General features: G+C 59.3%; 26 protein-coding genes and 1 pseudogene. 11 read left to right on the top strand and 16 right to left on the bottom strand.

The window, feature by feature from the left end:
- Positions 1-135 precede the first annotated feature (135 nt).
- Positions 136-1,038, bottom strand: coding sequence for a LysR family transcriptional regulator (locus tag PAF17_RS12870; RefSeq protein WP_271889510.1), 903 nt, complete (start codon positions 1,036-1,038; stop codon positions 136-138).
- Between the two features lie 143 nt (positions 1,039-1,181).
- Between PAF17_RS12870 and PAF17_RS12865 the strand changes: the two genes are divergently transcribed.
- The 5 genes from PAF17_RS12865 (at position 1,182) to PAF17_RS12845 (ending at position 4,713) form a co-directional block, all read left to right on the top strand.
- On the top strand, positions 1,182-1,955 hold the full coding sequence (locus PAF17_RS12865) for an SDR family oxidoreductase (protein ID WP_271889509.1): 774 nt from the start codon (positions 1,182-1,184) through the stop codon (positions 1,953-1,955).
- Between the two features lie 113 nt (positions 1,956-2,068).
- Positions 2,069-2,323, top strand: coding sequence for a hypothetical protein (locus PAF17_RS12860; protein ID WP_271889508.1), 255 nt, complete (start codon positions 2,069-2,071; stop codon positions 2,321-2,323).
- Entirely contained in the window at positions 2,320-2,859 is a 540-nt protein-coding gene (locus PAF17_RS12855; RefSeq protein ID WP_271889507.1) for a DUF924 family protein, read from the top strand. Before PAF17_RS12860 ends, PAF17_RS12855 begins: the two co-directional genes overlap by 4 nt.
- Positions 2,860-2,885: 26 nt before the next feature.
- Positions 2,886-4,058 carry a low temperature requirement protein A gene (locus tag PAF17_RS12850; RefSeq protein WP_271889506.1) on the top strand — a complete coding sequence of 391 codons (1,173 nt, stop codon included), beginning with the start codon at positions 2,886-2,888 and terminating at the stop codon, positions 4,056-4,058.
- Between the two features lies 1 nt (position 4,059).
- Entirely contained in the window at positions 4,060-4,713 is a 654-nt protein-coding gene (locus tag PAF17_RS12845) for a potassium channel family protein (protein WP_271889505.1), read from the top strand.
- Between the two features lie 117 nt (positions 4,714-4,830).
- Here PAF17_RS12845 and PAF17_RS12840 read toward each other — a convergent pair.
- The 9 genes and pseudogenes from PAF17_RS12840 to PAF17_RS12800 form a co-directional block, all read right to left on the bottom strand.
- A pseudogene (locus tag PAF17_RS12840) lies at positions 4,831-4,968 on the bottom strand (IS3 family transposase); the annotation flags it as partial.
- Positions 4,969-4,999: 31 nt separating this feature from the next.
- Entirely contained in the window at positions 5,000-5,647 is a 648-nt protein-coding gene (locus tag PAF17_RS12835; protein WP_271889504.1) for a 2-dehydro-3-deoxy-6-phosphogalactonate aldolase, read from the bottom strand.
- A complete protein-coding gene (locus PAF17_RS12830) occupies positions 5,622-6,551 on the bottom strand; it encodes a 2-dehydro-3-deoxygalactonokinase (protein ID WP_271889503.1) in 930 nt (309 codons plus the stop codon). Before PAF17_RS12830 ends, PAF17_RS12835 begins: the two co-directional genes overlap by 26 nt.
- A gap of 36 nt (positions 6,552-6,587) precedes the next feature.
- The gene (locus tag PAF17_RS12825) at positions 6,588-7,880 is read right to left on the bottom strand and encodes a TRAP transporter large permease (protein ID WP_271889502.1); all 1,293 of its coding nucleotides are present in this window, start codon (positions 7,878-7,880) and stop codon (positions 6,588-6,590) included.
- Positions 7,873-8,379 (bottom strand): TRAP transporter small permease, encoded by a 507-nt coding sequence (locus PAF17_RS12820; protein WP_271889501.1) that lies wholly within the window; start codon positions 8,377-8,379, stop codon positions 7,873-7,875. Before PAF17_RS12820 ends, PAF17_RS12825 begins: the two co-directional genes overlap by 8 nt.
- 81 nt (positions 8,380-8,460) lie before the next feature.
- Complete coding sequence (locus PAF17_RS12815) at positions 8,461-9,447, bottom strand: C4-dicarboxylate TRAP transporter substrate-binding protein (protein ID WP_271889500.1); 987 nt, start codon at positions 9,445-9,447, stop codon at positions 8,461-8,463.
- Positions 9,448-9,520: 73 nt separating this feature from the next.
- Complete coding sequence (locus tag PAF17_RS12810; protein ID WP_271889499.1) at positions 9,521-10,489, bottom strand: C-terminal binding protein; 969 nt, start codon at positions 10,487-10,489, stop codon at positions 9,521-9,523.
- A gap of 11 nt (positions 10,490-10,500) precedes the next feature.
- Positions 10,501-11,262, bottom strand: coding sequence for an SDR family oxidoreductase (locus tag PAF17_RS12805; protein WP_271889498.1), 762 nt, complete (start codon positions 11,260-11,262; stop codon positions 10,501-10,503).
- Positions 11,259-12,272 (bottom strand): zinc-dependent alcohol dehydrogenase, encoded by a 1,014-nt coding sequence (locus PAF17_RS12800; RefSeq protein WP_271889497.1) that lies wholly within the window; start codon positions 12,270-12,272, stop codon positions 11,259-11,261. The genes PAF17_RS12805 and PAF17_RS12800 overlap by 4 nt, the downstream gene beginning before the upstream one ends.
- 291 nt (positions 12,273-12,563) lie before the next feature.
- Here PAF17_RS12800 and PAF17_RS12795 point away from each other — a divergent pair, with 291 nt between their 5' ends.
- The 3 genes from PAF17_RS12795 to PAF17_RS12785 all read left to right on the top strand — a co-directional run bounded on the left by PAF17_RS12795 (position 12,564) and on the right by PAF17_RS12785 (position 16,956).
- A complete protein-coding gene (locus tag PAF17_RS12795) occupies positions 12,564-13,250 on the top strand; it encodes a FadR/GntR family transcriptional regulator (protein ID WP_271889496.1) in 687 nt (228 codons plus the stop codon).
- A gap of 97 nt (positions 13,251-13,347) precedes the next feature.
- Entirely contained in the window at positions 13,348-14,850 is a 1,503-nt protein-coding gene (locus PAF17_RS12790; RefSeq protein WP_271889495.1) for a UxaA family hydrolase, read from the top strand.
- A gap of 162 nt (positions 14,851-15,012) precedes the next feature.
- Positions 15,013-16,956, top strand: a complete 1,944-nt coding sequence (locus PAF17_RS12785) for a TonB-dependent receptor plug domain-containing protein (protein ID WP_271889494.1) — start codon at positions 15,013-15,015, stop codon at positions 16,954-16,956.
- A gap of 60 nt (positions 16,957-17,016) precedes the next feature.
- Here PAF17_RS12785 and PAF17_RS12780 read toward each other — a convergent pair whose 3' ends face one another.
- The 6 genes from PAF17_RS12780 to PAF17_RS12755 are packed head-to-tail and all read right to left on the bottom strand — an operon-like array spanning position 17,017 to position 22,623.
- Positions 17,017-18,048: an AbrB family transcriptional regulator gene (locus PAF17_RS12780; RefSeq protein WP_271889493.1), complete on the bottom strand. Its 1,032-nt coding sequence runs from the start codon at positions 18,046-18,048 to the stop codon at positions 17,017-17,019.
- Positions 18,035-18,334 carry a DUF4387 domain-containing protein gene (locus PAF17_RS12775; RefSeq protein ID WP_271889492.1) on the bottom strand — a complete coding sequence of 100 codons (300 nt, stop codon included), beginning with the start codon at positions 18,332-18,334 and terminating at the stop codon, positions 18,035-18,037. The genes PAF17_RS12780 and PAF17_RS12775 overlap by 14 nt, the downstream gene beginning before the upstream one ends.
- Complete coding sequence (locus PAF17_RS12770) at positions 18,331-19,692, bottom strand: acyclic terpene utilization AtuA family protein (RefSeq protein ID WP_271889491.1); 1,362 nt, start codon at positions 19,690-19,692, stop codon at positions 18,331-18,333. Before PAF17_RS12770 ends, PAF17_RS12775 begins: the two co-directional genes overlap by 4 nt.
- A 1-nt stretch (position 19,693) precedes the next feature.
- Complete coding sequence (locus PAF17_RS12765) at positions 19,694-21,220, bottom strand: tripartite tricarboxylate transporter permease (protein WP_271889490.1); 1,527 nt, start codon at positions 21,218-21,220, stop codon at positions 19,694-19,696.
- 3 nt (positions 21,221-21,223) lie between these two features.
- Positions 21,224-21,667: a tripartite tricarboxylate transporter TctB family protein gene (locus PAF17_RS12760; protein ID WP_271889489.1), complete on the bottom strand. Its 444-nt coding sequence runs from the start codon at positions 21,665-21,667 to the stop codon at positions 21,224-21,226.
- Positions 21,664-22,623 (bottom strand): Bug family tripartite tricarboxylate transporter substrate binding protein, encoded by a 960-nt coding sequence (locus PAF17_RS12755; protein ID WP_271889488.1) that lies wholly within the window; start codon positions 22,621-22,623, stop codon positions 21,664-21,666. Before PAF17_RS12755 ends, PAF17_RS12760 begins: the two co-directional genes overlap by 4 nt.
- 104 nt (positions 22,624-22,727) lie before the next feature.
- Here PAF17_RS12755 and PAF17_RS12750 point away from each other — a divergent pair, with 104 nt between their 5' ends.
- Genes PAF17_RS12750 through PAF17_RS12740 form a run of 3 tightly spaced genes read left to right on the top strand, consistent with a single transcriptional unit; the run spans position 22,728 to position 25,770 of the window.
- Positions 22,728-23,393, top strand: coding sequence for a response regulator transcription factor (locus PAF17_RS12750; protein WP_271889487.1), 666 nt, complete (start codon positions 22,728-22,730; stop codon positions 23,391-23,393).
- Positions 23,390-24,778 carry a sensor histidine kinase gene (locus PAF17_RS12745; protein ID WP_271889486.1) on the top strand — a complete coding sequence of 463 codons (1,389 nt, stop codon included), beginning with the start codon at positions 23,390-23,392 and terminating at the stop codon, positions 24,776-24,778. Before PAF17_RS12750 ends, PAF17_RS12745 begins: the two co-directional genes overlap by 4 nt.
- Positions 24,748-25,770, top strand: coding sequence for an ABC transporter substrate-binding protein (locus PAF17_RS12740; RefSeq protein WP_271889485.1), 1,023 nt, complete (start codon positions 24,748-24,750; stop codon positions 25,768-25,770). Before PAF17_RS12745 ends, PAF17_RS12740 begins: the two co-directional genes overlap by 31 nt.
- Positions 25,771-25,793: the final 23 nt, after the last annotated feature.

Below are 25,793 nucleotides of genomic sequence, written 5' to 3'. Positions count from 1 at the left end.
CGGGAACATCCCGCCAGCCGAGGCAGAGGCCAACTTCTACGCGGCTCTGGAAACTGAGAACATGGCCGCGTAACTAGTCAAAATCAGCCTCCGGAAAAACCCGGCGCGGTTCACTGCGCCGTCCTTGAGTCGATTTCAGTCGTTCCGCACGTCTGCGACAACTCCTTGGGCTTGTAGCAACTCTTCCAGCCAATCCATAAACGCCCTGAGCCGAGGGGCGAGATGGCGCCTGCGCGCATAGAGGATCGAAATCGGCACAGGCAGGGGCCGGAACTCGGCCAACACCTCGACCAGTCGGCCAGCGGCGATGTCATCCGCGACGTCATAGACGGGAACCTGGATCAGCCCATGACCGTGTAGTGCCCCCGCAACATAGCTTTCCGCGTTGTCGACGCAAAGATGGCTTTGCATGGCGCAGTTTATTTCACGACCATTTTCGATCCCGTCCCATTCCGACGAGAGGGCAGGCATCCGCAGCGCGTAGTTAACCAGATGATGTCGAGCAAGATCGTCGGGCGTTTTTGGCACACCGAATGCTGCCAGATACCCCGCCCCGGCGCAGGTCAGCATCGGCACATCACCGATCTTGCGACAGATCAGTTCGCTATCCTCCAGAACGGCCAGACGCACAACCGCGTCGATCCCTTCCGAGACCAGATCGATCATCCGGTCAGTTGCGCTGATCTCCAGCGTCACTGCCGGGTATCGAGCGCGAAAGTCCTTCAGGTGCGGGATAACAAGGCGCCGGGCGATCCGACTTGGCATATCGATCCGAAGACGTCCTGAAACATCATCGGACTGCAACCGAAACTGACCTTCGGCCTGCCCGAACGCATCGATCAGATCACGGGCAGTGTCAGCAAATTGCAGCCCTTCCAGCGTCGGTCGGACCACCCGGGTCGTACGTTGAAGGAGCTGTACACCAAGTCTGTCCTCCAGCACCTGCACTGTGCTGGATACAGTCGAACGTGGCATCCCAAGGGCCTCGGCTGCACGGGTAAAGTTCCCGCTTTCCACGACTTGAATGAACACCTGCATCTGTCGAATTCGATCCATGCCCATTGTTCGACATTTCTGTCGAATGCTGTCAAGATACCCCTGATTATCTGGATCGATAAACATGCCATCTACTCTGCAAGCCATCGTTTCAAACGGGGCACGCAAAGTGGAGAGGACATAAGATGTCGAGAAACAGCATTGAAGGAAAAGTGGTTCTGATCGCCGGGGGCGCGAAGAACCTGGGCGGGCTTCTGGCACGCGAGTTCGCCAGATCCGGCGCGAAAGCTGTCGCCATCCACTATAACAGCGACGCAACCAAGGCGGCGGCGGAAGAAACCATCGCGGCAATCAAATCGGCAGGGGCCGAAGCGATAGCCTTTCAGGCGGACCTGACCTCGGCCTCGGCGATGGAGACATTGTTCGCGGATACGGTCGCTGCCGTCGGCCGCCCCGACATCGCGATCAATACCGTCGGCATGGTGGTGAAGAAACCGATGGCAGAGGTGAGCGAAAAGATTTTCGATCAGTCCTGTGCGGTCAACGTCAAATCTGCCTTTTTCTTCCTGAAAGAGGCCGGCAAGCACGTCAATGACAACGGAAAAGTCTGCACCATCGTAACCTCGCTGCTGGGGGCCTACACACCCTTCTACGCGGCTTATGAGGGCCTGAAGGCCCCGGTAGAGCATTTTACCCGCGCAGCGTCGAAGGAATTGGGTGAACGGGGCATTTCGGTCACCGCAATCGGGCCGGGCCCAATGGATACGCCATTCTTTTACCCGGCGGAGGAAAAAGAAGCGGTCGAATATCACAAGAGTGCCGCCGCGCTGTCGCCTTTCTCGAAGACCGGTCTAACCGACATCGAGGATATCGTGCCCTGGATCACCTTCATGGTTTCGGGCGGATGGTGGATGACGGGCCAGACCATCCTCGTCAATGGCGGCTATACGACCAAGTAAGACGTCAGGGCGATTAAATGGTCTTGGTTTACGAGTAGCACCCGGGGTGGCGGGGCCGAACGGCGCCTCGTCACCTTTCAAATCGAAGTTCCGCCCACCACAGAGGTTTCTGTATGCATACTGTTCTCGTGATCCTTGGCGGCTTTGTCCTGCTGGCGATCACCTATGCCATGGCACTCTGGCACAGCGCGTCCCTGCGCCGGGCGTTTCCTGTCTACGCAATACTCTGGGTGATAGCTTCCGCAATAAATCTTTGGATCGGGGTGACCCACGCCGGATATTCCGTATCCGACGAATTGCCAATCTTCGTTGTCGTCTTCGGCATCCCTTGCGCTGTCGCCTGGTTCGTTTCACGGCGATCAGCATGACGAACCCGCGCATCCGTGAGACACTTGTCTGGTGGCAAGACGCTGCGGAAAACTGGTTCTCCCAATCGCCCGCTTTCGACGTCGCCTTTCGCACCGGCTTCGCTCCCCTGCATGGGGCCGCTATGGCGGGCGAACTGGCGGATTGGCAAAACACGCCAGAGGGCTGTCTCGCCCTGTTGATCCTGCTGGATCATTATCCGCGCAATGCGTTCCGCGGCACCAGAGATATGTATCACGCAGATCCTCAGGCCCTGTCCGTGGCGCGCCATGCCTGGCGGCAAGGCTTCATCGACCGAGTGCCGCGGGATCTCTGCCTTTTCATGCTTTTGCCTTTCGCGCATTCTGAAGCACTGGAGGATCAGGACCAATCGGTCGCGCTGCATCGTCGCTATCTGCCCTCGGGACTTCACCGGGCCAAACGCCATCGTGACATCATCGCTCGCTTCGGCCGGTTTCCCCACAGGCAACCGATCTTCGAACGCGCGCTGACCCCGGAAGAAACCTGGTATTTGAATACTGGCGGATTTCAGGGATAGTCAGGAAAATTCAACAGGAAGCATTCATGTCCAACCTATTGCACAGCCTTGTTCCAACACGCGCTCTGCGTGACCTACGCCCCGAAGACACACCTCGCGTCACGACGATGGAGCTGTTCTTCGATCTCGTTTATGTCTTCACCATCATCCAGCTTTCTCATTACCTCCTTGAACATGCGAGTTGGTTAGGAGCGCTGGAATATGTGACGTTGTTTGCCGCTGTCTGGTGGGCATGGAACTACACGGCATGGGCGGCGAACTGGGTCAACCCGGATCATCCCAGCGGACGCGGATTGATGATTGTCCTAATGGGGTGCGCGCTCATGATGGCGGTGGCCGCGCCACAGGCCTTTGGCGAACGCTCTTGGTTGTTCGCCTTTGCCTATGTCGCCATGGCCATGATTCGGGCGGGCTATATGGCTTTTGTGTTTCGCGGTCAGGTGATGGGGCGCAACTATGCCCAGCTTGGCGCATGGAGTGGGTTTTCCGGCCTTTTCTGGATTTTGGGCGCCTTCATCGCACCCGCACGCCTGGAGCTTTGGATCATTGCCGTTCTGATCGATTACGCCGCGCCTTATCTGGGATTCTGGTTGCCCGGCAAGGGCTCGACCCCAATGTCGAGCTGGCCGCTGAAAGGACTGCATCTCTTCGAGCGCAACCAGTTGATCTTTATCATTGCGCTTGGGGAATCCATCCTGCTGTTGGGGGGCTATCTGGTCAGCCATGAAATCCACCCGGACACGGGCATCGCTGCACTGATCGGCTTCCTCATGATCGTGACACTATGGTGGATTTACTTCGTCGATCTCTCCGAACCGGGCGAGCATCGCTTCGAACATGAGACCGATCAAACCAGCCTCGCGCGGGCGGGCCTGGCCTATGCGCATGGGGTCGCGGTCTGCGGTGCCATCGTGACCGCCGTCGCCATCGAGATGATCGTGGCCCATCCCCATGACGCGATCCATACCGAGACTGCGATCATCGCCTTCGCCGGGCCATCGCTGTTTCTGCTTGGCTGCGCGATCTTTCACCGGGTCACGGCGGCACGGTTTCGCGGGCTCTACCTTCTGGTGGTGGCGGCCCTTGCAGGCTGGGGGTGGTTGGCGCTGAGACTGCATCTCGAAGGGCTATGGCTTGGCGCAGGTATCCTGCTGATCATGGTGACGATGGCGGCACTAGGTCACCGGAAGGCGATCTGAGATGCTGGCGTTCCCCACGGCCCAGAACAAGGTTGTCGCCAATTTCGGCTTTCTGGCGGCAATCCTGATCCATAACCTGACCTACCCGCTGTCGGCGGCTGGCGGGATTTGGCCCGCGCTGTTCTACGGCTTCTACGCAGCGATCTTTGTGGTGGCAACCTGGGCTCTGACGAACAACCAGATGCTGCGCAACCTCGTTGGAGGCGCAGGGTTTGCCGTATTTATCGCAGGTCTCCTGAACTCCTTCGCCGCCTCAAACAGCGCAGCCCTAGCCGTCTACCTGACCTCCATTGCCTATCACCTCGGGATGGCCATCGTACTGGCGCGTTACACATTCGGGGCCAAAACGGTGATGACCGATGTGCTGATCTCCGCGACCTCGCTCTATCTCGTGATCGGATCGGGCTTTGCCGCCCTCCTGGCCCTGATTGAATGGTGCGCGCCGGGGTCTTTCGTGGCGAGTTCCGGCGCGTCAGTCGACTGGCAACAGATGGTTTATTTCAGCTACGTGACGCTGACCACGTTAGGGTATGGTGACATCACGCCGGTTGGCTTCTACGCTCAGTCCTTCGTCGCCTTCGAAGCTATCGGTGGGACACTCTACACCGTGATCCTGCTGTCGCGGTTGGTCGGGCTGCACGCCAGTCGGAGCTAGCAATATTTGGGTCGAGTGAGATCTACGTTACATCATCATGTCCGTCGTCAGAGTTTTCCGGAATGCAGACGAGGGTGGGCACAAGCTGGTGGTCACACGACCTTTCCGGCTTCAGAGCTTTCGCCGGATGACATCTTGAAGCATTTCGCGCGCCGGCGTCAGGTCCGCAACAATCTTCTGGAGCCGCGAATTCTCGTCCGCGAGCAGCGTCAGCCGGCGCATCTCGTCGGGCAATGGCCCGCCATACTTCTTCTTTCAGTTGAAACAGGTCTCGACAGACAATCGCTCAAGCAGCGCGAACCGCTTGCATCGCGTTATCATATGCCGCGATGATGCCAAGCGCGCGTTGTTTCAACTCATCCCGACCCATCCCCGGTTTGTAGAGCGAACTGCCCAAGCCAAAGATGCTGATGCCTTTCGCAATATATTGCGCGAAATTGTCTTCAGACGCGCCCCCAACCGCGGCCACCGGGGCTTCGGCGGGCAGGATTGCGCGGATCGCGGCGATCCCTTCGGGGCCAAGCACGCCGGCAGGAAAGAATTTCAATGCCGACGCCCCTGCTTGCCACGCAGAGAGGGCCTCTCCGGGGGTGAATACACCCGGAATGCTGACCATGCCATGCCCGCAAGCCGACGCGATAACTGCCGCGTTCGGATTGGGTGTGACGATCAGTTTCGCCCCCAGATCGGCAAGCCGGTCAACATCACGAGGGTCCAGAACGGTTCCGGCACCAATCAATGCCTGCGCGCCGAATGCATCAACCGCAGTGGCGATGCTGTCAAATGGTTCGGGCGAGTTCAGCGGCACTTCGACAGCCTCGAAACCGGCATCGACCAGAACTCCGATATGTCCTTGCGCTTCTTCGGGGCGCAGCCCGCGCAAGATGGCGACAAGCGGGCGGCGCAGTTCAGGCAGGGGCGTACGATTTGTCATTCAGCAACTCCAGATTCTTTGCAGCATAGATCAACCCTTGCCGCGACAGCGTTTCCGCGTCTTGGCGGCGATAAGCCATTCCGGCCATTTCAAGCGCAGCCCCGTAAAGGGCTGCCGCCTTGCCCGACGCCACCAGATGCACATCAACATCGTGATAGCGACGCCGCGCCATCGCCAGCTCGGCCCCGATCAAAAGGCCCGACAATTTTCCCTTGGCGGCATCAGGGGCCAACTCTTGCAACAGCACCCCTGCACGCAATGAAAAAAGCGTTTCGAGGGCATTCGACGGATCGTCCAATGCCATTTCAAGCCCCTGGACAAAGCCCGGATCGGATTCGGAAATCACATGATCGGCCTCCAATGACGGCGCGACCGTCGAATGCGCCGAGATGATCGCGAACAGTTCGCCCGTCATATAGGTGGAAAACCGGTGAATGGCCCGATCCTTCAGCTCGACCCATTTGCTGTGTGTTCCGGGCATGACGACAACCGCCTCGCCCTGATCGACAAGGCCCATCGCCTGAGTCTCTTCGCCCCGGATCACATCGGGCGCGCCGATGCCACGCTGCGCCACACCTGGCAGGATCGTCACCGGGTTGCGGGAAAAATCGGCCCGCGCCACATGTTGCGTCAACTGATCCAGCGGAACACCGGTATCGAGGTAAGGCGCTTCGACCCAGCCTTGTCGCGCGCCCACCATGCCGCAGGCAATCACCGGCACATCCGGTGCGACATTCAACGCCTGCAAATGCGACAACAACACATCGGCAAAGCCGGTCCGGTTGCAATGGATCATACCTTCGGCACTGCGCCGTTCGGCCAATATTTCGCCATCGGGGCCAATCAGCCACATGCGAAAGCTGGTGCTGCCCCAATCAATGGCGACAAGTTCGGGTTTGGTCATCGGATCCTCAAATATGGCGCCACGCAGGTGCGACCATCAACGATAGAAAATATCCACCAGCAGGATCGAAACCTGCGGGACAAAGGTGATCAGCAACAGACAGATCGTCATTTGCGCGAAGAACGGCGCGCTTTCGCGCAGAAAGTCGCGGATCTTGCATCCCGTGATCCCGCAGGACACGAACATCAATGTGCCCATTGGCGGCGTGATCCCCCCCATTGCCAGGTTGAAAATCACCACAAACGCGAAATGAATGTCATCTATTCCAAAGGCGCGGGCGATCGGCACCAACAACGGCACAAGCACGATCATGGCCGCGTTGCCTTCGATGAACATGCCGACGCAAAGCAGAAAAACATTCACGATCAGCAGGAAGAAATACTTGTTGGAAACCACCTCGACCATCCAGGTCGTCAGGTTCTGGGGAATTCGTTCGCGCGTCAGGATCCACGCCAGTGCCGAAGCCGCGCCGACGATCAGCATCACCGATGCTGTGGTCAGAACGGTCTCACGCAGGCAAAGCCGAATTTTTGCGAAAGTCAGTTCTTGATAGATCAGGCCCAGGAACAGCGCATAGATAACGGCCACCGCGCCAGCCTCGGTCGGGGTAAATGCGCCGATGCGAATCCCGCCCATGACCAGCACCGGCAGGCAAAGCGGCAACGCCGAGCGCAAGAAGGCCTGCCTCAACGGCACGGGTTCGTAATCCGCTTCGGTTGCCATCGGGGCATATCCACGGCGCCGTGCGATGCGCGCGGTCATGAACATCATCGACACGCACATCAAGAAGCCAACCGAAATGCCGCCCATGAACAGTTGGCCGATCGAGACATTCGCGGTCGAACCATAGATGATCATGCCGATCCCGGGCGGAATCAATGGAGTAATGGTCGAGCTGAAGGCCGTGACCGATGTCGCAAAGGCCTTGGACATGCGGCGCCGTTCCATTTCCGGAACGAGCATTTTCGAGACCATCGCGGCATCGGCAAGGCTGGACCCCGACAACCCGCCCATCAGCGTGGAAAGCAGGATATTGACCTGCGCCAACCCGCCCCAGATCCGCGCCGTCAAGGCAACGCACAGATCCATCAGCCGGCCTGTGATGCCGGAATGGTTCATGAACACCCCGGCGCAAACAAAGAACGGCACCGCCAGCAATGGCACGCTTTCCATGCCCGATGAAAACCGCTGCGCGATCAATGTCGGGGATACCGAGCCCGAGGCCAGGAAATAGACCCCGGTGCCAGCCAGGATCGCAATGAAAACCGGGACGCGGATCATCAACGAAATGAACAGCACCACCAGCGCGAGCGTGACAATATCAGACATGCCGCTCTCCGTCCAAAGGCTCTGTCGCGCCTGAAAACATCGGCAGGACTGTCGTGAGGAAATACGAAATCATCATCATTCCGCCTCCGGCCGGAAGCGCGAGATAGATCCACCCATAAGGAATCCCCAGCACATCCGTGACGCGCGCGGCACCAAACTGAAAGGACACGAATTTCGATCCCGCGTAGACAAGAAACCCAAGCGACACCAGAACCACCACCGCAACGACCCATTGGGCAAGCCGCTGCAAGACATGAGGCAAGGTGTCCACGACCGCATCGATGGCGACATGCTGGTTCAACCGGAACGCGGCACTGCCGCCGAACATGACCAGCCAGACGATCAGCATCATCTGCACCTCTTCCAGCCAGGTCAAAGGCGCGCCGACTACATAACGCATCACGATTCCCAGGATCGTTACGCCGACGATGCCGATTGTCGCAAGATAGGCGATCGCGAAATCGATCCTATCCAATGCCGCGCGAAGTTTGCTGCCCATTTCATCAACCTTGCCATATAGGCCGCGCATCGCAGCCAGCTGGGATCGCGGGGCCACCGGTTCCGGCAGCCCCGATCAAACTTATTCGCGCCCTATGATGCGCAGCACTTCGTCATGCAAACCGGGTGTCCAGTTGGAGAATGCCGGATCCTGAAAGATCGGCTGGATCGCTTCGGCGAATTCGTCATAATCCGCCTCGGTCACGGTGACGCCCTCGGATTTGAACTTCTCGATCACTGCCGCGTCGCTTTCTTCGACCAGCTTGTTCTGGTAGACACCCGCTTCTTCAGCCGTATCCACAAGCAACTGCTGTTGTTCAGGCGTCAGGCTGTCCCAAAGCGATGTCGAACAACCCATCAGGTTGACGGTCCGCATATGGTTGTCGATCAACAGGTATTTCGCAGCTTCCTGATACTTGCCGCCGTCAATGACCGCCAGCGGGTTTTCCAGCCCGTCAATCACACCCTGTTGCAACGAGGTATACACCTCGCCAAGTGCCATGGGTGTCGCCGCCGCACCCAGATGTTCAAAGCTTTTCACGAACACGGTTGCCTGCGGAACCCGGATTTTCAGGCCTTCCAGATCGGCGGGATGTTCGACCTTGGTGGTGGTCAGTGTCTGGCGTGCACCATAGCGCCAGTTGCGCGCAACGATCTTGATACCCTTGTCGGCAAGTTGATCTTCCAGACCGGCCCAAAGATCGCTTGCGAACAGGCGATCGGCTTCGTCCCAGTCACGGAACATGAACCCGACCTGTGCAATCCCCATATCCGGAACACCTGTATCCGCAAACGGCGCAGCATCGGTCGAGAAACAGACCTGCTCACCCAGCAGCATCTGGTCAAGCATTTGCTTGCCATTCCCCAGCTGGTCCGAAGGATACAGATCAAGAATCATCTCGCCATCGGAACGTTCTTCCAGCAGGCGCTTCCATTCGGCGTGCCCCTGTCCATATGGGGTATCCATGACCGGGCCAAAGCCGACGGCAATGTGAACCGGGGCAGCAAGTGCGGGTCCGGCCAGAGCGGTGGCGGCAATCGCGCCAGCGACGATACAAGCAAATTTCATTGTTTCTCCTCCAGAGGTTTTGATGCGTCGGGTGCCCCCTGCCCTCATGTCCGAGCGCAAGGAGGCACGGAATTCAGGCCAAACAGCGCCGCAACGCCGCGCTGAGATCCCAATGCAGGGCCTCGCCGCGCATAAATCGGATCGCCTCTTCCGCGACCTTGCGCTTCAACTCGTCACCGGCTTCTTCTGAATACCAGGCCATATGCGGCGTCAGGATGCAGTTGGCGATCCCGCGCAGCGGGCTGGCTTGCTGCAAGGGCTCGGTTGCGCAGACATCGATACCCGCCCCGCCAAGCGCACCAGAATTCAGGGCGGCGGCAAGCGCGGTTTCGTCAATCAGGCCGCCGCGCGCGGTATTGACGACACAGGCACCAGACTTCATCCGCGCGATAGCCGCAGCATCGATGATATGGCGCGTCTCGTCGTTCAACGGACAGAACAGCGCGATGATATCCGATTGTGTCACCACATCGTCCAGCGTCACCATTTCGACAAATTCAAGCCCGCCGGTCTCGCGCATGGCCGGATCGGCACCGATGACGCGATAGCCCATCGCATGCATTTTTTGCGCATAAAGACGGCCAATCCGGCCCAATCCGATGACCCCGGCGACCATGCATGACGTCCGGCGTATCGGAATTGCATGCTGGTAATCCCAACCGCCTGCATGTGTGTCGTTGTTCATCGGCACCAGCTTGCGCACCAGGGCCAGAGCCAGGGCGACTGCGTGATCCGACACCTCGTTCATGCCGTAATCGGGCACATTGCTGACATGCACGCCGGCATCCGCCGCAGCCTGCAAATCGATATGATTGACCCCGACCCCATAGCGCACGACCGCACGCAGATCCGGCAGCGCCTCGAAAACCCGCCGGGTAAAGGGGGCATATTGGTTGATGACGACCGATACGCCTTTCAATTGCTGGATCAAATCATCTTCAGTCTTGCAGTCCAACTTTTCGAACTGAAAACCGGCGGCATGCAAAGTCTGGGTTTCAATCTCGTGATCGACGTGATCGAGATCGGAAATGACAATCTTCATAACTTCTCCGGTCATTTGCTGAGATACCCGCCATCGACCGGAATAATCGCGCCGTTGACATAATCAGACAGGTTCGACGCCAGAAACAGCGTCGCCCCTTTCATATCCTCGCCCTGTCCCCAACGACCGGCGGGGATGCGTGCCGATATCTCGGCATTGCGACCCGCATCGTTCAGCAGCGCAGTGTTCATCTCGGTCGCCATATATCCGGGGGCGATCGCGTTGACATTGATGCCGCGTCCCGCCCATTCATTTGACAGGGCTTTGGTCAGCTGCGCCACGCCACCCTTGCTGGCCGCATAGGCAGGCACCGTGAAACCCCCGAAAAATGACAACAGTGACGCCACATTGATGATCTTGCCCCCGCCCTGCTCAAGCATCTTCTGGCCGGCCAGCTGGCACAGCTGAAAGACGGAGGTCAGATTGACCTGAAGCACGGCGGCCCAGTCATCGAGCGGAAATTCCTCGGCCGGTGCACGGCGCTGAATGCCTGCCGCCGTAACAAGAATGTCGACGCGGCCACCCAGCTTGTCCAACGCAGCATCGAAAATCGTCGTCGCACCGGAGGCATCGGAAAAATCAGCCTGAACCCCGTGGCAAAGATACCCGGCCTCACTATGCTTGCATGCGCTGTCTTGCACCGAATTGCTCGTGCCGGTGATCACGACCTCGGCTCCGGCCTGCATCAGGGCTTCGGCCATGCTTTGGCCCAGGCCACGCGTGGCACCGGTCACGATGGCCTTGCGGCCGGTCAGGTCAATTGAAACGGTCATGAGCAATCCACAAGAATCTTGACGGTTGTCAGAGATGGGTCCGCGATCATGTCAAAGACCTTGCCGGCCTCGGATAGCGGAACGATCTGGGTGATGATGCTACGCAGCTCGTCCTGCAACTCGACCGCCAGATCGATACTGCGTGCATAGTCTTCTTTCGTGTAAACGCGGCATCCGATGACACGCAATTCCTTGAAATTGACGTCTATCAGTCGCACCGGATGGGCGTCTTTATGGGTAGCGGTCACACAGATGGTGCCGCCGACACGCGCAAGTTCGCTCATCTCGATCGCCGCACTTGCCACGCCCGAGCATTCGAAAATCAGGCCCATCCCATCACCATTCGTGACCTGCGCCACGCGTTCGGCAAGGGATTCCCTGGCCACATTGACGGTCTCGAAGCCAAGCTCGCGACAGATCGACAGGCGCGCTTCGTCAATATCCGAAATCAACAAGCGCCCTGCCCCCGCATGACGCGCAACGATTGCCGTCAGCAACCCGATCGGCCCCGCACCCATGATCAGGCAACTGTCGAAAGGCTGAAATTCCGCCTTGTAAAGCGAATGAACCACCACCGCCAAAGGCTCGATCAGGGCGGCGACCTCATCGCTCAGGGCGGCGGGAATGGCGAACAGATCGGCCTCGGGGACATCGACATGTTCGGCCATGCCGCCGTCGCAATCGATACCGATCAGACGCAAGGTCTGACAGACATGAGGGCTGCCATTTCGGCATGGATAGCAGTTCCCACAGCTAATCAGCGGATAGGCAACCACACGATCCCCGGTTGAAAATCGACCTTCGGGCAAGGGATCGCAAACGGTCCCCACAAATTCATGACCAATGACCAGCGGCGCAGCAGCCCTGGGATGCTTGCCAGAGAAAATGCCAATATCGGTGCCGCATACTCCGCAATACCGAAGACGCAATCCGACCTTGGCGGGATCGTGGCGGTGGGCGACATCCTCAACCCGGACATCACGCGCCCCGTGATAGATAAGTGCTTTCAATTCTTGCCCCCTGATGCCAGCGGCCCGCAAGCGCGACGCGCATTGCCAATCAATCCGTTGGCAGCGACCTATTCCTGAAATTATTGCCTGTCAATCTATAAATTGGCAAACAATCGCTCGCACCAAATCTGTTCAAGCATTCTAGGTATCACAAATATCGCAGCAATATATGGCAACATACTCCTCCAGTCTGGAAGATGCTGCGCATAGCCAAGTTTCTTGATTGTCTGTCAATCTAATGCTAGATTGCCTGAAAGTTGCAGCCAGCCCGGCGGCCCGGACACAGAAAACATGACGACAGAACGCCTTTTTGCAGAAGTAGCGCAACGAATCGCATCGCTTATCCGGGCGCGCGGCCTGGCGCCCGGAGCAAAACTGCCAAGCGAGGCCGAACTGGTCGCCGAATTGGGTGTAAGCCGCCCTACGCTTCGCGAGGCACTTGTCGCGCTAGAGGTGACCGGCGTGGTGACTGTGCGCAAGAATGCGGGGGCATTCGTCAGCGCGGCGCCGACACAAAACCTGATGACCATCGGCTTTGATGGGGAATACGGACCTTTTGAACAATTGGAGGCGCGCCTGGCGATCGAACCCTACGCGGCCTACCTGGCCGCGCAACGGCGCCCGGACGATCTGCCCCGCAAAATGGAAACGACAATCATCCAAATGCTTAAAGAGCATGAAGATGGTTTTCGAACCGAAATCGGCGATCGTGATTTTCACCTGTTGATTGCCGCGGCCTGCGGAAATCAACTGATCGAAAACACGATCATTCAAATGTGGAAGATGCGCGAAAAAGGACAGCTCTGGCCCGAGCTACAAAAGCGTGTCCGCGTAGACGAGGCCCGCACCCGCGCGGTCTATGACCATATGCGTATTCTGGATGCAATCCGCCGTCAGGATGGCGAGGCCGCGCAATCGGAAATGCGTCAACACCTGCAGGCCGTGATGGATTCTCTGGACGAGGCCTTTCCCGGCTGATGTCCGCCGCGACACCAAATATCGCGGCGCGACCCAAATCTTGTTTTAACTTTGTGAACTGCCCCTTGCAGGGTGGCACCCATGTATGAGGCACCGCATGCAAACCATTCGACTTTCATCCGCGGATAATGTTGTGACCGCCGTCGCCGAAATCCGGCAGGGTTCGAGCGTCGAGGATATAATCACGCTGGACATGATCCCGCGGGGCCACAAAATCGCGACCTGCGCCATTTCCAAGGGCGAGGCGGTGCGCAAATACGCGCAGCTCATCGGCTACGCCAGCGAGGATATTGCAGCCGGACAACATGTCCATGTCCATAATCTCGAATTTCGCGACATCGGCATGGACTACGAATTCTCGTCGAACCTGCACCCTGCGGCACCCGCGACGGAACCCGACAGTTTCATGGGTTATCGGCGCGCCAATGGCCGCGTTGGAACGCGCAACTACATAGCCGTTCTGACTTCGGTCAATTGCTCGGCAACCGCCGCGCATCTGATTGCACAGCATTTCACGCCCGAACGGCTGGCCCAATATCCCAATGTCGATGGCGTGGCCGCATTCAGCCACGGGACCGGCTGCGGCATGGCGGCGTCAGGCGAGGGTTTCGAGGCGTTGCAGCGTGTGTTGTGGGGCTATGCCCGCAATCCGAATGTCGGTGGCGTCCTGATGGCGGGGCTGGGTTGTGAAATCAACCAGATCGACTGGCTTGTCGAAGCGCATGGGATGCAGGTTGGCCCGTTGTTCAAGCATATGAATATTCAGGATATGGGCGGTGTTCAAAAAACCGTCGCCGCGGGCATTCGCATGGTCGAAGAAATGCTGCACCTCGTCAACGAGGCGCGGCGCGAACCCTGCCCCGTCAGCGAACTGACCGTCGCATTGCAATGTGGCGGATCGGATGCCTGGTCGGGCATGACCGCGAATCCGGCATTGGGCCATGCCTGTGATCTTCTGGTCGCGCAGGGCGGCACCGGTGTGCTTGCCGAGACACCGGAAATCTATGGGGCAGAACATTTGCTGACCGCGCGCGCCCGCACCCCCGAGGTCGGCCAAAAGCTGTTGACGCTGATTGACTGGTGGCAGGACTATACCGCACGCAATCACGGATCGATGAACAATAATCCAAGCCCCGGCAACAAGAAGGGCGGCCTGACCACGATCCTAGAGAAATCACTTGGCGCTGCAGCCAAGGGCGGCACGACCCCGTTGAATGCCGTCTATAAATACGGCGAACAGATCCGCGAACGCGGCTTTGTCTTCATGGACAGTCCCGGCTATGACCCCGCATCGGTCACCGGGCAGATTGCGTCGGGCTGCAATATCGTTGTGTTCACGACAGGACGCGGGTCCGCCTTCGGGGCCAAGCCCTCCCCCTCGATCAAGGTATCCTCCAATACCGAAACCTATCTTCGCCAGACCGATGACATGGATGTAAATGCCGGGCGGATTCTGACCGATCGCGCGTCGATCGAAGAGGTCGGACGCGAGATCTATGACATGATCCTGCGGGTCGCCTCGGGCGAAGCTTCGAAATCCGAAGCCCAAGGTCTGGGCGACCACGAATTCGTTCCCTGGCAAATCGGTGCGGTGATGTAAAACGACAGAGCGCGTCACTGTACCTGCCACAGATCGCGGCGCATCTCAGGTCTAAGCAGCTGTCGAAAGAGACAGCTTTCCGGGGCGTTGATTTAATATCCTGAATGTTTTACTCGGATTAATCACAGCCGAGTGATCGGCATTCAGGAAAAAGGTTGCCCCATGTCTCATTCAGCTGCCCGTTCACGGCACATTGCGCGCTTCTATGCGTCGACGGCCATCGCCCTTGCCGGGGCGACAGCCGCAGGCGCGCAGGAAAAAGTCTATCAGCTCGACCCGATCTTTCTTGAGGCGAATGATCCCTATTTCGGGGCCGCCGACCGCGCGACCAGCATGTATGTGTCGGGTCTGGAACTGGAACAGGCACGGACCGGCGATCTGAAGGATGTCTTTTCGGGCATCGCGTCGGTGTCGGTCGGCGGCGCCTTGCCTCTGACCCAGAAGATCTATGTAAACGGCGTTGATATGCTGAATCTCGGCGTGACCATTGACGGCACGGCGCAGAACAACCGGGCCTTTCACCATGTTACGGCAAATGCGATTGACCCCGGCCTTCTGAAACAGGTTCGCGCGGACGCAACGATCTCGCCCGCGGATGCCGGACCTTATGCATTGGCCGGTTCGGTGGTCTTTGAAACCATTGATCCGGAAGACATCCTTGGTGCTGACGACATGTTCGGGGGAAATCTGCGGCTGTCATATGCGGATAACGGCGACACAGCTCAGGCCGCGCTGACATTAGCGGGACAGGCTCAGGGTTTTTCGTGGCTGGCCTATGGCAAGCGCGCGACGGGAAATGATTACGAAAGCGGCGATGGCACCGTCATGAGAGGCACGGCAGCTGACCTGAACAGCGGTTTGGCCAAGATCGCCTATGAAGCGGATACAGGCCATCGCTTCGAATTGTCGGGACAGCGGTTGCGCGATGATGCCCTGCGTCAGTTTCGCGCAAATTTTGGCGATTTCTTCGGTGATAACAACAACCTTCGCCGGTATGACACCACACGCGACAGCTATTCGTTCCACTACGAAAACACCCAGGCGGACGGGATGTGGGACCCCGAAATCCATGTCGGATATTCCGAAAGCGATATCGTTGTCCCGGATCCCTGGGACAGCAACGGCACGTCGGGGACATGGTCCGCAACGGTGCAAAACACCTTCAGCTTCGGTGGTCAGAATACCGTTGTTGCCGGACTTGACTGGCAAGACCGCTTTGGTGAATACCGCAGCCCGCTATATGGCGACCACTTCGAAGAGCAGTCGCAAAATATCGGGGTGTTCGCACAGGCGCGGATGGATCTGGACGATCGCACGCGCATATCGGCGGGCCTGCGCGCGGATCGGCAGAATTTCGAAGGTCTGGACGGAAGCGACCAGACCAATTCCGGCCTCTCTGGAAATGTCTCGCTAAGTTATGCGATGACCGACCAACTGACCCTGCGCGGCGGCGTATCCTCGGTCTTTGGCGGCATCGATATCGAAGATAATTATACCTACGTCCCCAGCTGGCAATATGACGATCTGGAACCAGCGCGCGCCGAAAACGCCACGTTGGGCTTTGACTGGGTTCAGGGCGATCTGGTGATTGGTGGCGACCTGTTCCTGACCCGGATCGACAATGCCCGCAGCGGAGATCAGAATTTCGACTTTGAAAGCAAAGGGTTCAACCTTGGCGCGCAATATGGCTGGAACACCGGATCCGCGCGTTTCACCCTGTCTCACAGCGACATTTCAGTGAATGGGCAGGATTCGGCCAGCTATGAGGCGCTGGACTTTGGCGCGCCTCTGGGAACGGTTCTTGCATTGGAGGTCGAACAGCAAACCGCATGGGACGGGTTGCGTGTCGGCGGTTGGATCGATGCGGCTCTGGATTATGATATGCCGGAGGGTGCCGAAAACGATCTGGATGCCTATACGGTTCTGAATGTCTTTGCCGAATATACCCCACCCCGGCACGATAACCTGACCATTCGCGCCGAGGTGCAAAATCTGTTCGACACGGATTACGCCGATCGCGCCACCTATGGCCACGAATATGAATCGGTCGGTGTGCTGAAAGAGCCGGGGCGAACCGTGTCACTGGTCCTTGTTTCGGAATTCTGATGTTCGGGGTCAGGTGATCCAACGCCGCGATCAGGCCCGATACCATGCCCGCCGGCGGCCTTACCCCCGGCGGGACATCACCTTGGCGACAATCGGTGCCAGGGTGATCACAATCACGATGCGCAACAAGTGGTGGCTGACCACATATGCCAGATCGGCCCCCGCGATGATGGCAATGATGACCATCTCGGCCTGACCGCCGGGCAGATAGGCCAGAAACGCGTCCAGCGGCGGGGCCAACCCCAGATGCATGATGATTTCAATGAAAACCACGCTGATAATCGCCAGAAAGATCGCATAGACCAAACCCGCCGTCACATCGATCCGCAATTCACGCGCGGTAATGCCGACATATTTGACGCCAACCGCAATTCCGATGAAGAACTGCGATGCCTGGATGATTTCCGCGGGCGGACGATGCTGGATCACGCCAGTCAGCGAAAGGATCGTGGTCAGGATCATCGGACCAAGAATAGATGCCCCGAACAGGCCCGCCCTTTCCGCGATTTTCCAGCCAAAGAACCCGGCCGCCACCATGACAAGGATCTCGGCTGCGTCGGTTGCACGCATGGATTCACCCGGAGGCTGGGACAGATCGACGCCCCAGAATGTCTGCATGATCAGGGGCGCGACCGTGACGATCACCAAAACCCGTGTTGCATGAATCAAGGACAGGGCGCGAATATCACCGCCGGCCTCTTCCCCGAAGACCAGCATATCCTGCAAGCCGCCGGGCATTGCCGCATACCACGCCGTCGGATGGTCAAAACCGAACGCGCGTCGGAACAAGGGATAACCGACCGCCGCGATGACCAGAATGAACACCGGCACAAAGACGAGAGAGGCGGCAATATCGGGCATGCGGATCAGCACCTCTGGCGTGATCGAAGCGCCCACCGCAACCCCCAGGAAGGTGCGCATGAAGGTGGACAGCGCCCCTGCCCCCATCAGCGGCGCACCTGCAAGCGCCGCGATCAGACAAGCCAGCATCGGCCCCAGCAACAAAGGCAGGGGCAACTTCAAAAGCAGGAAGATCGCGGCCCCGGCCCCCGCCAGAACGAAAGTCAGAATGCGTCGGTTAATCGAGTTCATGTTCTTCCAGCAAAGCCGCGTATTGGGCGCCATGCATGTCACGATCCGCCGCCGAACCCTGCACGACCGGGCGGGGGACGCTGAACTTGATGACGCGCAGATCCTCGATGTCGAACCGTTTCAGGATCTGTTCGGGCACCTTGTAAAGCCCCGCGACGGCGGCGTTGGACAGCCGGTCGCGCACCATCCGGTAGACATCGGGCTTGTCGCAGAAGATGTCGATGGTGACCCAGAACGGGCCTGCATTCTTGGATCTGACCTTCAGAACCGTATCGCCCAGTTTCATGCCGGAACCTTTGCGTCTGTCTGGCTGAGTTCAATGCGAAAGGCCGACATCGGGTCGTCCAGATGCAGCACATGGTTCAGCGCGAATTCATAAAGCGCGCCACGATTGGTGGTCGCGGGCGAATAGGGAAAGGCGAAGGTCGGCAGTTCCTCGTCATCGGTCAGCGGGTAATGCAGCACGAAGGGATTGATCAGCTTGCCGATCTCGGCGGCTTCGTCCTGGCTGCGGGCGGTGATGATGCCCAGAACGCCGACCTCGACCGGATCGCCGCTGCGGTTTTCCAGATCACCCAATGCGCCATTCACCCCGATCAGCCGGAATTCCAGCGTGTAATCGGCGGTGGTCAGCCCCATGCGGCTTTCGATCTCGCCGGTCAGGAAACCGGTCAGCCGATCGACCCATGCCTGCGCATTCCTTGCGTAATGGGCGTTGCGCAGGATCGCCATGATCGTGGTCTGATAGCCGCCGATCCGCGCCCCCTCCAGCTTGACGGTATAGGTGCCGGGAATCCAGCGCGATCCCTCGACCCGCACGCAGCGGGCGTCCAGCGCGGTATAGCGCGCGTCGGTCACGTCCAGATGCCCGCCCGGTTCATACAGGCGGAACGGGTCCGAATTTTCATACAGCATATGCGCGCTGACCGAATGGGGGGTGCAGGCGGCGGTTTCGGCCATCGGCTCGACCGTGAAGCCGTCGGCGTCGAAATCGACCATGATCACGCCCGAGGTCGGGTTCGTCGAACAAAGCGCCCCGCATTCCGCGATCTTGGCACCATGCCAGGCACCGCCCACGGCATCGCCGCGTGCCAGCGGCAAAGCGGCGATGGTGGCGGTGTCGGTGGTGCGACCGGCGATGACGATATCGGCACCTGTGTTCAGCGCGGCCTGAATATGTTCGGCCCCGGCAAGGGCGACGATGTTCGACAGGTTCGACAGATCCAGTTCCGGCGCGGGCGTCAGCGGCGTGACCTGCCCCTGTTGCACGGCGGTCGCGATCCGCGCGACCGGTTGGCTGCAATACAGCCGCGCGATCTTCAGCGACTGGCCCAGTTCTGCCGCCAGTTCGACCGTGATGTCATACATCCAGTCGACGGTGCTGTCGGTTCCGCAGGTGCCGGCGGTACCGATGACCAGCGGCACGCCCAGTTCGGCGCGGGCCTGCATCAGGCTGCGCCATTCCGATTTGGTAGCGGCGCGGGAATATTTCGATTGTCCCGCCCCAAGGCTGAAGGGGCCACTGTCGGTGGACCCTCCGTCGATGCAGATGATGTCCGGGCGCATGGCCACACCGCGCGCCAGCGCGGTGCGGTCGAAGCCCAGTCCCAGGACGCCCGAAGGCACCAATACACGAGTCGGCATGTCAATCCTCGATCGTTGTTGGATCATTGTCGGGCAAGGCCGGCTTTTTCAGCAGCCCACGAAGGAAAATCGGCGCGACAAAGCCCAGAATGGCAGCGATCCACAGCCCTATCGCGATAGGCGAACTGAAAAGAAAGGTCCAGTCGCCGTTCGACAACACCATGGCGCGGCGCAGGTTGTCTTCCATTGCATTGCCCAGCAGGATGCCAAGGATCACCGGCACCGTCGGTATGCTCAGCTTGCGCATCACATATCCAAGAACACCGAAACCAACCATCATCAGCATGTCAAAGCTGGACCCGGTCAACGAATAGATGCCGACAAAAGCGACCATCGTGACGCCGGGCAAAAGGATCCATGCCGGCACCGACAGAATATGCACGAAGATCTTGATCATCGGCACATTCATCAACAGCAATACGATATTGGCGATCAGCAGAGCCGCGATCAGCGACCATACGACTTCAGGGCGTTCGGTGAACAACAATGGTCCGGGCGTGATGTTCAGCGTCAGCAACAATGCCAGAAGCACCGCCGTCGTGCCGGAACCGGGCACCCCCAATGTCAGCATCGGCACCAACGCACCGCCTGCCGCCGCATTGTTGCCCGCCTCTGGCGCCGCAACCCCCGCAGGATTTCCCGTGCCGAAACTGGCCTTGTCACGCGAGGCGGATTTTTCAGCCATATAGGCAAGGAACGACCCCAGCGATGCACCCGCGCCGGGAAGCACACCTGACACAAACCCGATCCCGGTGCCGCGCGCCATGGCGCCGCTGGTCTGGCGCAGCATCTTCCATGGCACCAGTATCTTGCCCAGCTTGACGCCGATGGCGCTGTCCTTGCCATGGGTCTCGATAAAGAAGAACACCTCGGCAACAGCGAACAGGCCGACGATGGCGACAAGGAAATCGACCCCGTCCATCAGATGCAGTTCACCAAAGGTGAAACGCGGCATGCCGGTGGTCTTGTCCAGCCCGATCATCGCAATGGCCAGACCGATCGCGGCGGCCAGCGCCGATTTCGCCTGATTGTTGGACCCAATCCCGCCAAGCGTGCAGAAGGCCAGCATGTACAGCGCAAAATATTCAGCCGGACCAAATTTGAATGCAACGCGCGCCAGATATGGGGCGAAAATCATCAACCCGATTGTCGCCGCAAATGCCCCCACGAAAGACGCCACGCCCGACACGACCAGCGCCTCGGCGGCGCGGCCCTGCTTGGCCATGGGATAGCCGTCCAGCGTTGTCATCATCGCGGGTTCGTCGCCCGGAATGTTCAGCAGGATCGAACTGATGCGCCCGCCATACATCGCGCCGTAATAGACCGAGGTCAGCAGCACCAGCGCCGAGATCGCGTCCAGCCCCATCGAAAAGGAAATCGGGATCAGCAGTGCGACGCCGTTCGACGGCCCAAGCCCCGGCAGCGCGCCGATGATCGTGCCGACGAAACAGCCGATCACCGCCAGCAGCAGCGTATAGGGCGATGCGGCGATTTCAAAGCCCATCGCAAGATTGGAAAGAATATCCATGATTTAGAACCCCCAGCCCGCAGGCAGGCCACGCAGACCCAGACCCAGGATCAGACGGAACAGAACCCAAAGCCCGATACCCAGACCCATTCCGGTGATTGCGGCACGCACGGGCTTGCCGCCGATCTGCCAGCACAGCACCCCGGACGCAAAGGCGGTCGGAACAATGAAGCCAAGCGGCGTGATCGCATAGGCATAAGCCACCAGAACACCAAAGGCGATTGCAAGCTGGACCAGCATGGGTCCGGCCGGCCAATCGGCTTCGGGGTCAGGACGCAGGACCATCACCAATGAACAAACGATCATCACCGCCGCGATCATGTAGGGAAAAACCCGCGGGCCGACCGGGTCCGACATGAAGCTGGTCTCGATGCCGCGCGCGCTGAGGATATACCCCAGCGCGATGACAATCACGACCGACCCGAAGATGCGGTCGCCACGTATCATTTCAGCAACCCGATCTCTTTGGACACGTCCTGGATCTGGGCGATGTTGTCGGCGACAAACGCTTCGAAATCGGCCCCAAAGACATCATAGGGCGCCAACCCGTTTTCAGCCATCACCTGCTGCCATTCATCGCTGGCACCAACCTTTTGCAACGCATCGACCCATTCGTCGTAACGTTCATCACTGATGCCCTTTGGTACATAGATGCCACGCCAGTTCATCGCGACGATATCGACGCCCTGCTCCTTTGCGGTAGGAACGTCGTCAAACCCCGCGACCCGCTCTTCTGAAAGAACCGCAATCGGACGGACATCCCCGGATTTGATAAAGCCGGTGATCTCGGAAAGATCGCCGGTCATGGCCTGCGCAAATCCGCCAACTGTCTGCGTCACAGCGTCTGCGCCGCCGTCAAGCCCGATATATTTCACCTGACGCGCTTCGCTGAAACCCGCCTTGTCCAGCATCATCAGAACCTTCAGGTGGTCGAACCCACCGACCGCAGATCCGCCGGCGAAGGCAACCTTCGACGGATCGGCCTTCACGGCCTCGACCAGATCGGCGAGGTTCTGATACTCGCTGTCCTTTGCGACCACGATCACCCCGGGATCGCCGCCAATCGTGCCGACCCAGCGCACCTGATCCGCCGTCGCGCCCGCAAATGCGTTCTGTGCCAGACGCGTGGTGGTGGCCGAACTGGCAGCAACAAACACCTCGGGGTCGTCGTTACGGCTGCTGACAACCTGGGTATAGGCAACGCCACCCCCGGCACCGGCGAGGTTGGTGACCTGCACCAGATTCGGCGCGATGCCCAGATCGGTCATGATCCGGCCGATCTGACGGCAGGTGAAATCCCATCCGCCCCCCGGGTTTGCAGGTGCGATGCATTCTTCGGCCATTGCAGGGGCCGCGACACTTGTCATCAGCGCGGCAATCGCCACGCGGGTCCAGTTCTTCATGATTTTCCTCCCATCAGCCCGCGCGTTTGGCGCAGGCTTGCGGGATACAATTTTTGGTGAAAAGCTGACACCAACCTGTCATGAACTGCTGAAAAGTTGGGCGCATGCGTTTTCTTCTGGTCGAGGATAGCGATGATCTTGCTGCTGCTGTCGCCTCGCGGCTGGCAATGGACGGGCATGGCGTCGATCGCGCCGGAACGTTGCAAGAAGCCAGAGATTTTCTGGATTCCGCCCCTTATGATCTGATATTACTTGATATTTCCCTGCCAGACGGGGACGGTCGGGATTTTCTTTCGAAAGAACGTGCCGCGCAACGCAGCACTCCGGTCATCATGATGACCGCCAGCGCTTCGGTCAGTGATCGGATCAGCACACTGGATCAGGGCGCTGATGATTATATCACCAAACCTTTTGATTTCGCCGAGCTGCAAGCCCGTTGCCGGGCTGTGCTGCGCCGCCATCAGGGGGTGGCCGACAGCCGCCAGCATTATGCCGGCTTTATCTTCGATGCCCTTGCCGCGACGATCACCATCGGAGACGAAACCCGCGAGCTGCGCGCCCGAGAGCTGCGCTTGCTTGAAATTCTACTGTCCCGACCCGGCCAGACCTATTCCAAGCCACATCTGATCGACCGCCTGTTTTCCTTTGACGAGGAAATCAGCGACAACGCCATCGAAGTCTATGTCGGTCGCCTGCGCCGCAAGCTGCAGGGTTCTGGTGCGCGATTGGAAACCCTGCGCGGTGTCGGCTATCGGCTGATCCCGGAATGAGGGCGGTTCTGGCGCGACAGGCTGGGTTTTCGCTGCGCCGCAGACTTGTGTGGCAATTTCTGGCCCTGTCCCTGCTGCTGGTCGTGGCACTTTTCTTTGCGGTCAGGTTCGCCGCAGAACGCGCCTCGCGGGCCAGTCAGGATGCGATACTGGGCGCGGCTGTCATTTCGGTTGGGGATGGGATCCGGGCGCTGGATGACGGGCTGGCGCTGGACCTGCCCTATGCGACATTCTCGATGTTGGGGGCGATGGGCGATGAACGGATCTTCTACAGCCTGATGATCGGCACGCGGCTGGTCACCGGATATGACGCGTTACCGCAACCCCAGACCACGCCCGACGATCTGTCTCCGGTCTTTTACAGCAATGAATACAAGGACAGCCGCCTGCGACTGGCTGCGATCACGCGCAGGGTATTGCTGGATGACAAGGTGCAAGAGGTGGTGGTGACGTTGGGACAAACCCGATACGGACAGGCGGCGATCGCGCGCGACACCGCGCGCAGTGCGGTCTGGATCGGATTGGGATTCCTGATTCTGGCCGTACCCTTGGCATTATGGGCCATACGTGCGGTGATCCGGCCGGTTGATCGCTTGGCGGGGGCCGTTGCGCGGCGCGGCCCCCATGACCTGCGTGCTGTCCGCCATCCGACCCCCCGCGAGCTTGTGCCGCTGGTCGGTGCTTTGAACGATTTCATTGCGCGGCTACGTGGCGCGTTGAAATTGGCCGAGACCTTCATCTTCGAGGCCGCGCATCGTATCCGCACCCCATTGTCGCTTGTGCGGACCGAAGCGGAAATCGCGCTTGCGGAAACCTCGGATGAGGCGACGCGGGCAAGGCTGCGCCGGATGCTGCGCGCCATCGGCGAAAGCAGCCGCTCGGCCACGCAGATATTGGATCACGCGATGGTGCTGTATCGCAGCGACCAGTTCAGCGCGGCCGAGATTGATTTTGCGGCGCTTGCACGTTCGGTTCTGCGTTCTGTCCAGCCCATCGCCGAAATGCGTGATATAGAGCTGCGCGATACAGGCTTGGAACATCCCTGCCAAATACCGGCGGACGAGCGGATGATCGAGGTCGCGCTGCGCAACATTCTGGACAACGCCCTGAAATATTCCCACAGCGACGGCCGGATCACCGTCACCCTGCAAACACAGGCGGGCATGGCGGAACTGTCGGTCAAAGACGAAGGCAAGGGCCTGCCCGATGGCGATACCGACCTGACGGCCCGTTTCCAGCGCGGCAGCAATGTCGGTGATGTGGTCGGATCAGGGCTGGGCCTGACAATCGTGTCCGAGGTCGCGGCCGCGCATGGTGGTAAATTCGTTCTCGAACCCGGAAAGGAAAAAGGCACATGCGCGACCTTGTTCTTGCCGCAATCATAAGCCTTTGCTTGCAAGCACCGGCCACTGCCTATGAGATCGAAGAGCAAAGGATCTTTGGCGACGGATCGGACGAGATCCGGGTCCTGTCCACGACCGACCTGACCGCAATTTCCCCGGTTCTGCAGGATTTCGCCGAGACGCGCCCGAATATGCGGGTCAGATATGATCAGGCCGCCAGTATCGAGGTGTTCCGGGCCATCCATGACGAGGGCGCTGCCTATGATCTGGTCATGTCCTCTGCAATGGATTTGCAGATGAAGTTGGCAAATGATGGCTTCGCCGCCTCTATCCTGCCCAAAGCGACGGGGTTGCCATCCTGGGCACGCTGGCGCGATCAGCTGTTCGGGGTCGCGCTGGAACCGGTGGTCACGCTGGCGTCGCGCCGCGGTCTGGGCGATCTTTCCGTACCCCGCACACGCCGTGACCTGATCGCCATGATGCGCGAACATCCAACGGCCCTGAATGGCCGCGTTGCCACCTATGACCCCCAGCAATCCGGTGTGGGATACTTTCTGATGTCGCAGGACAGCCGCGAATCCGAAGGATTCTGGCGCATGGCCGAGGTCATGGGTCGTCTGAATGCGCGCCTGTTCTGCTGTTCGGTCGACATGATCGAGGAATTGCGCGCAGGCCGGATCACCATCGCCTATAATGTCGTGGCCAGCTATGCCGCGCGCTTTACACCTGACGACCCCGATCTGGTGCGGCTGGCACTGGAGGATTACACATTCGCGATCGTCCGTTCGGCCCTTGTCCCCGTGAATGCCCCCGACCCCGGCGGCGCGACGTCGCTGCTGTCGTTTCTGCTGTCGGATACCGCGCAGCGCCGGTTCGCGGCCGATTCCGGCGTTGCGCTGATCCCCGGCACGGGTGAGGCTCCGTCCGCGCATCTGCGTCCGATCCGGCTGGATACCGGCCTGCTGGTCTATGATGATCAATTGCGGCGGGCGGGTCTTTTGGCGGAATGGAACGCGGCAATGGTCCAACCCTGACCCAGCGACGTCAGATCGCCATG

The organism is Paracoccus onchidii (genome assembly GCF_028294535.1).
Classification (GTDB): domain Bacteria; phylum Pseudomonadota; class Alphaproteobacteria; order Rhodobacterales; family Rhodobacteraceae; genus Paracoccus; species Paracoccus onchidii.
This window is presented reverse-complemented; position numbering and strand designations above follow the sequence as displayed.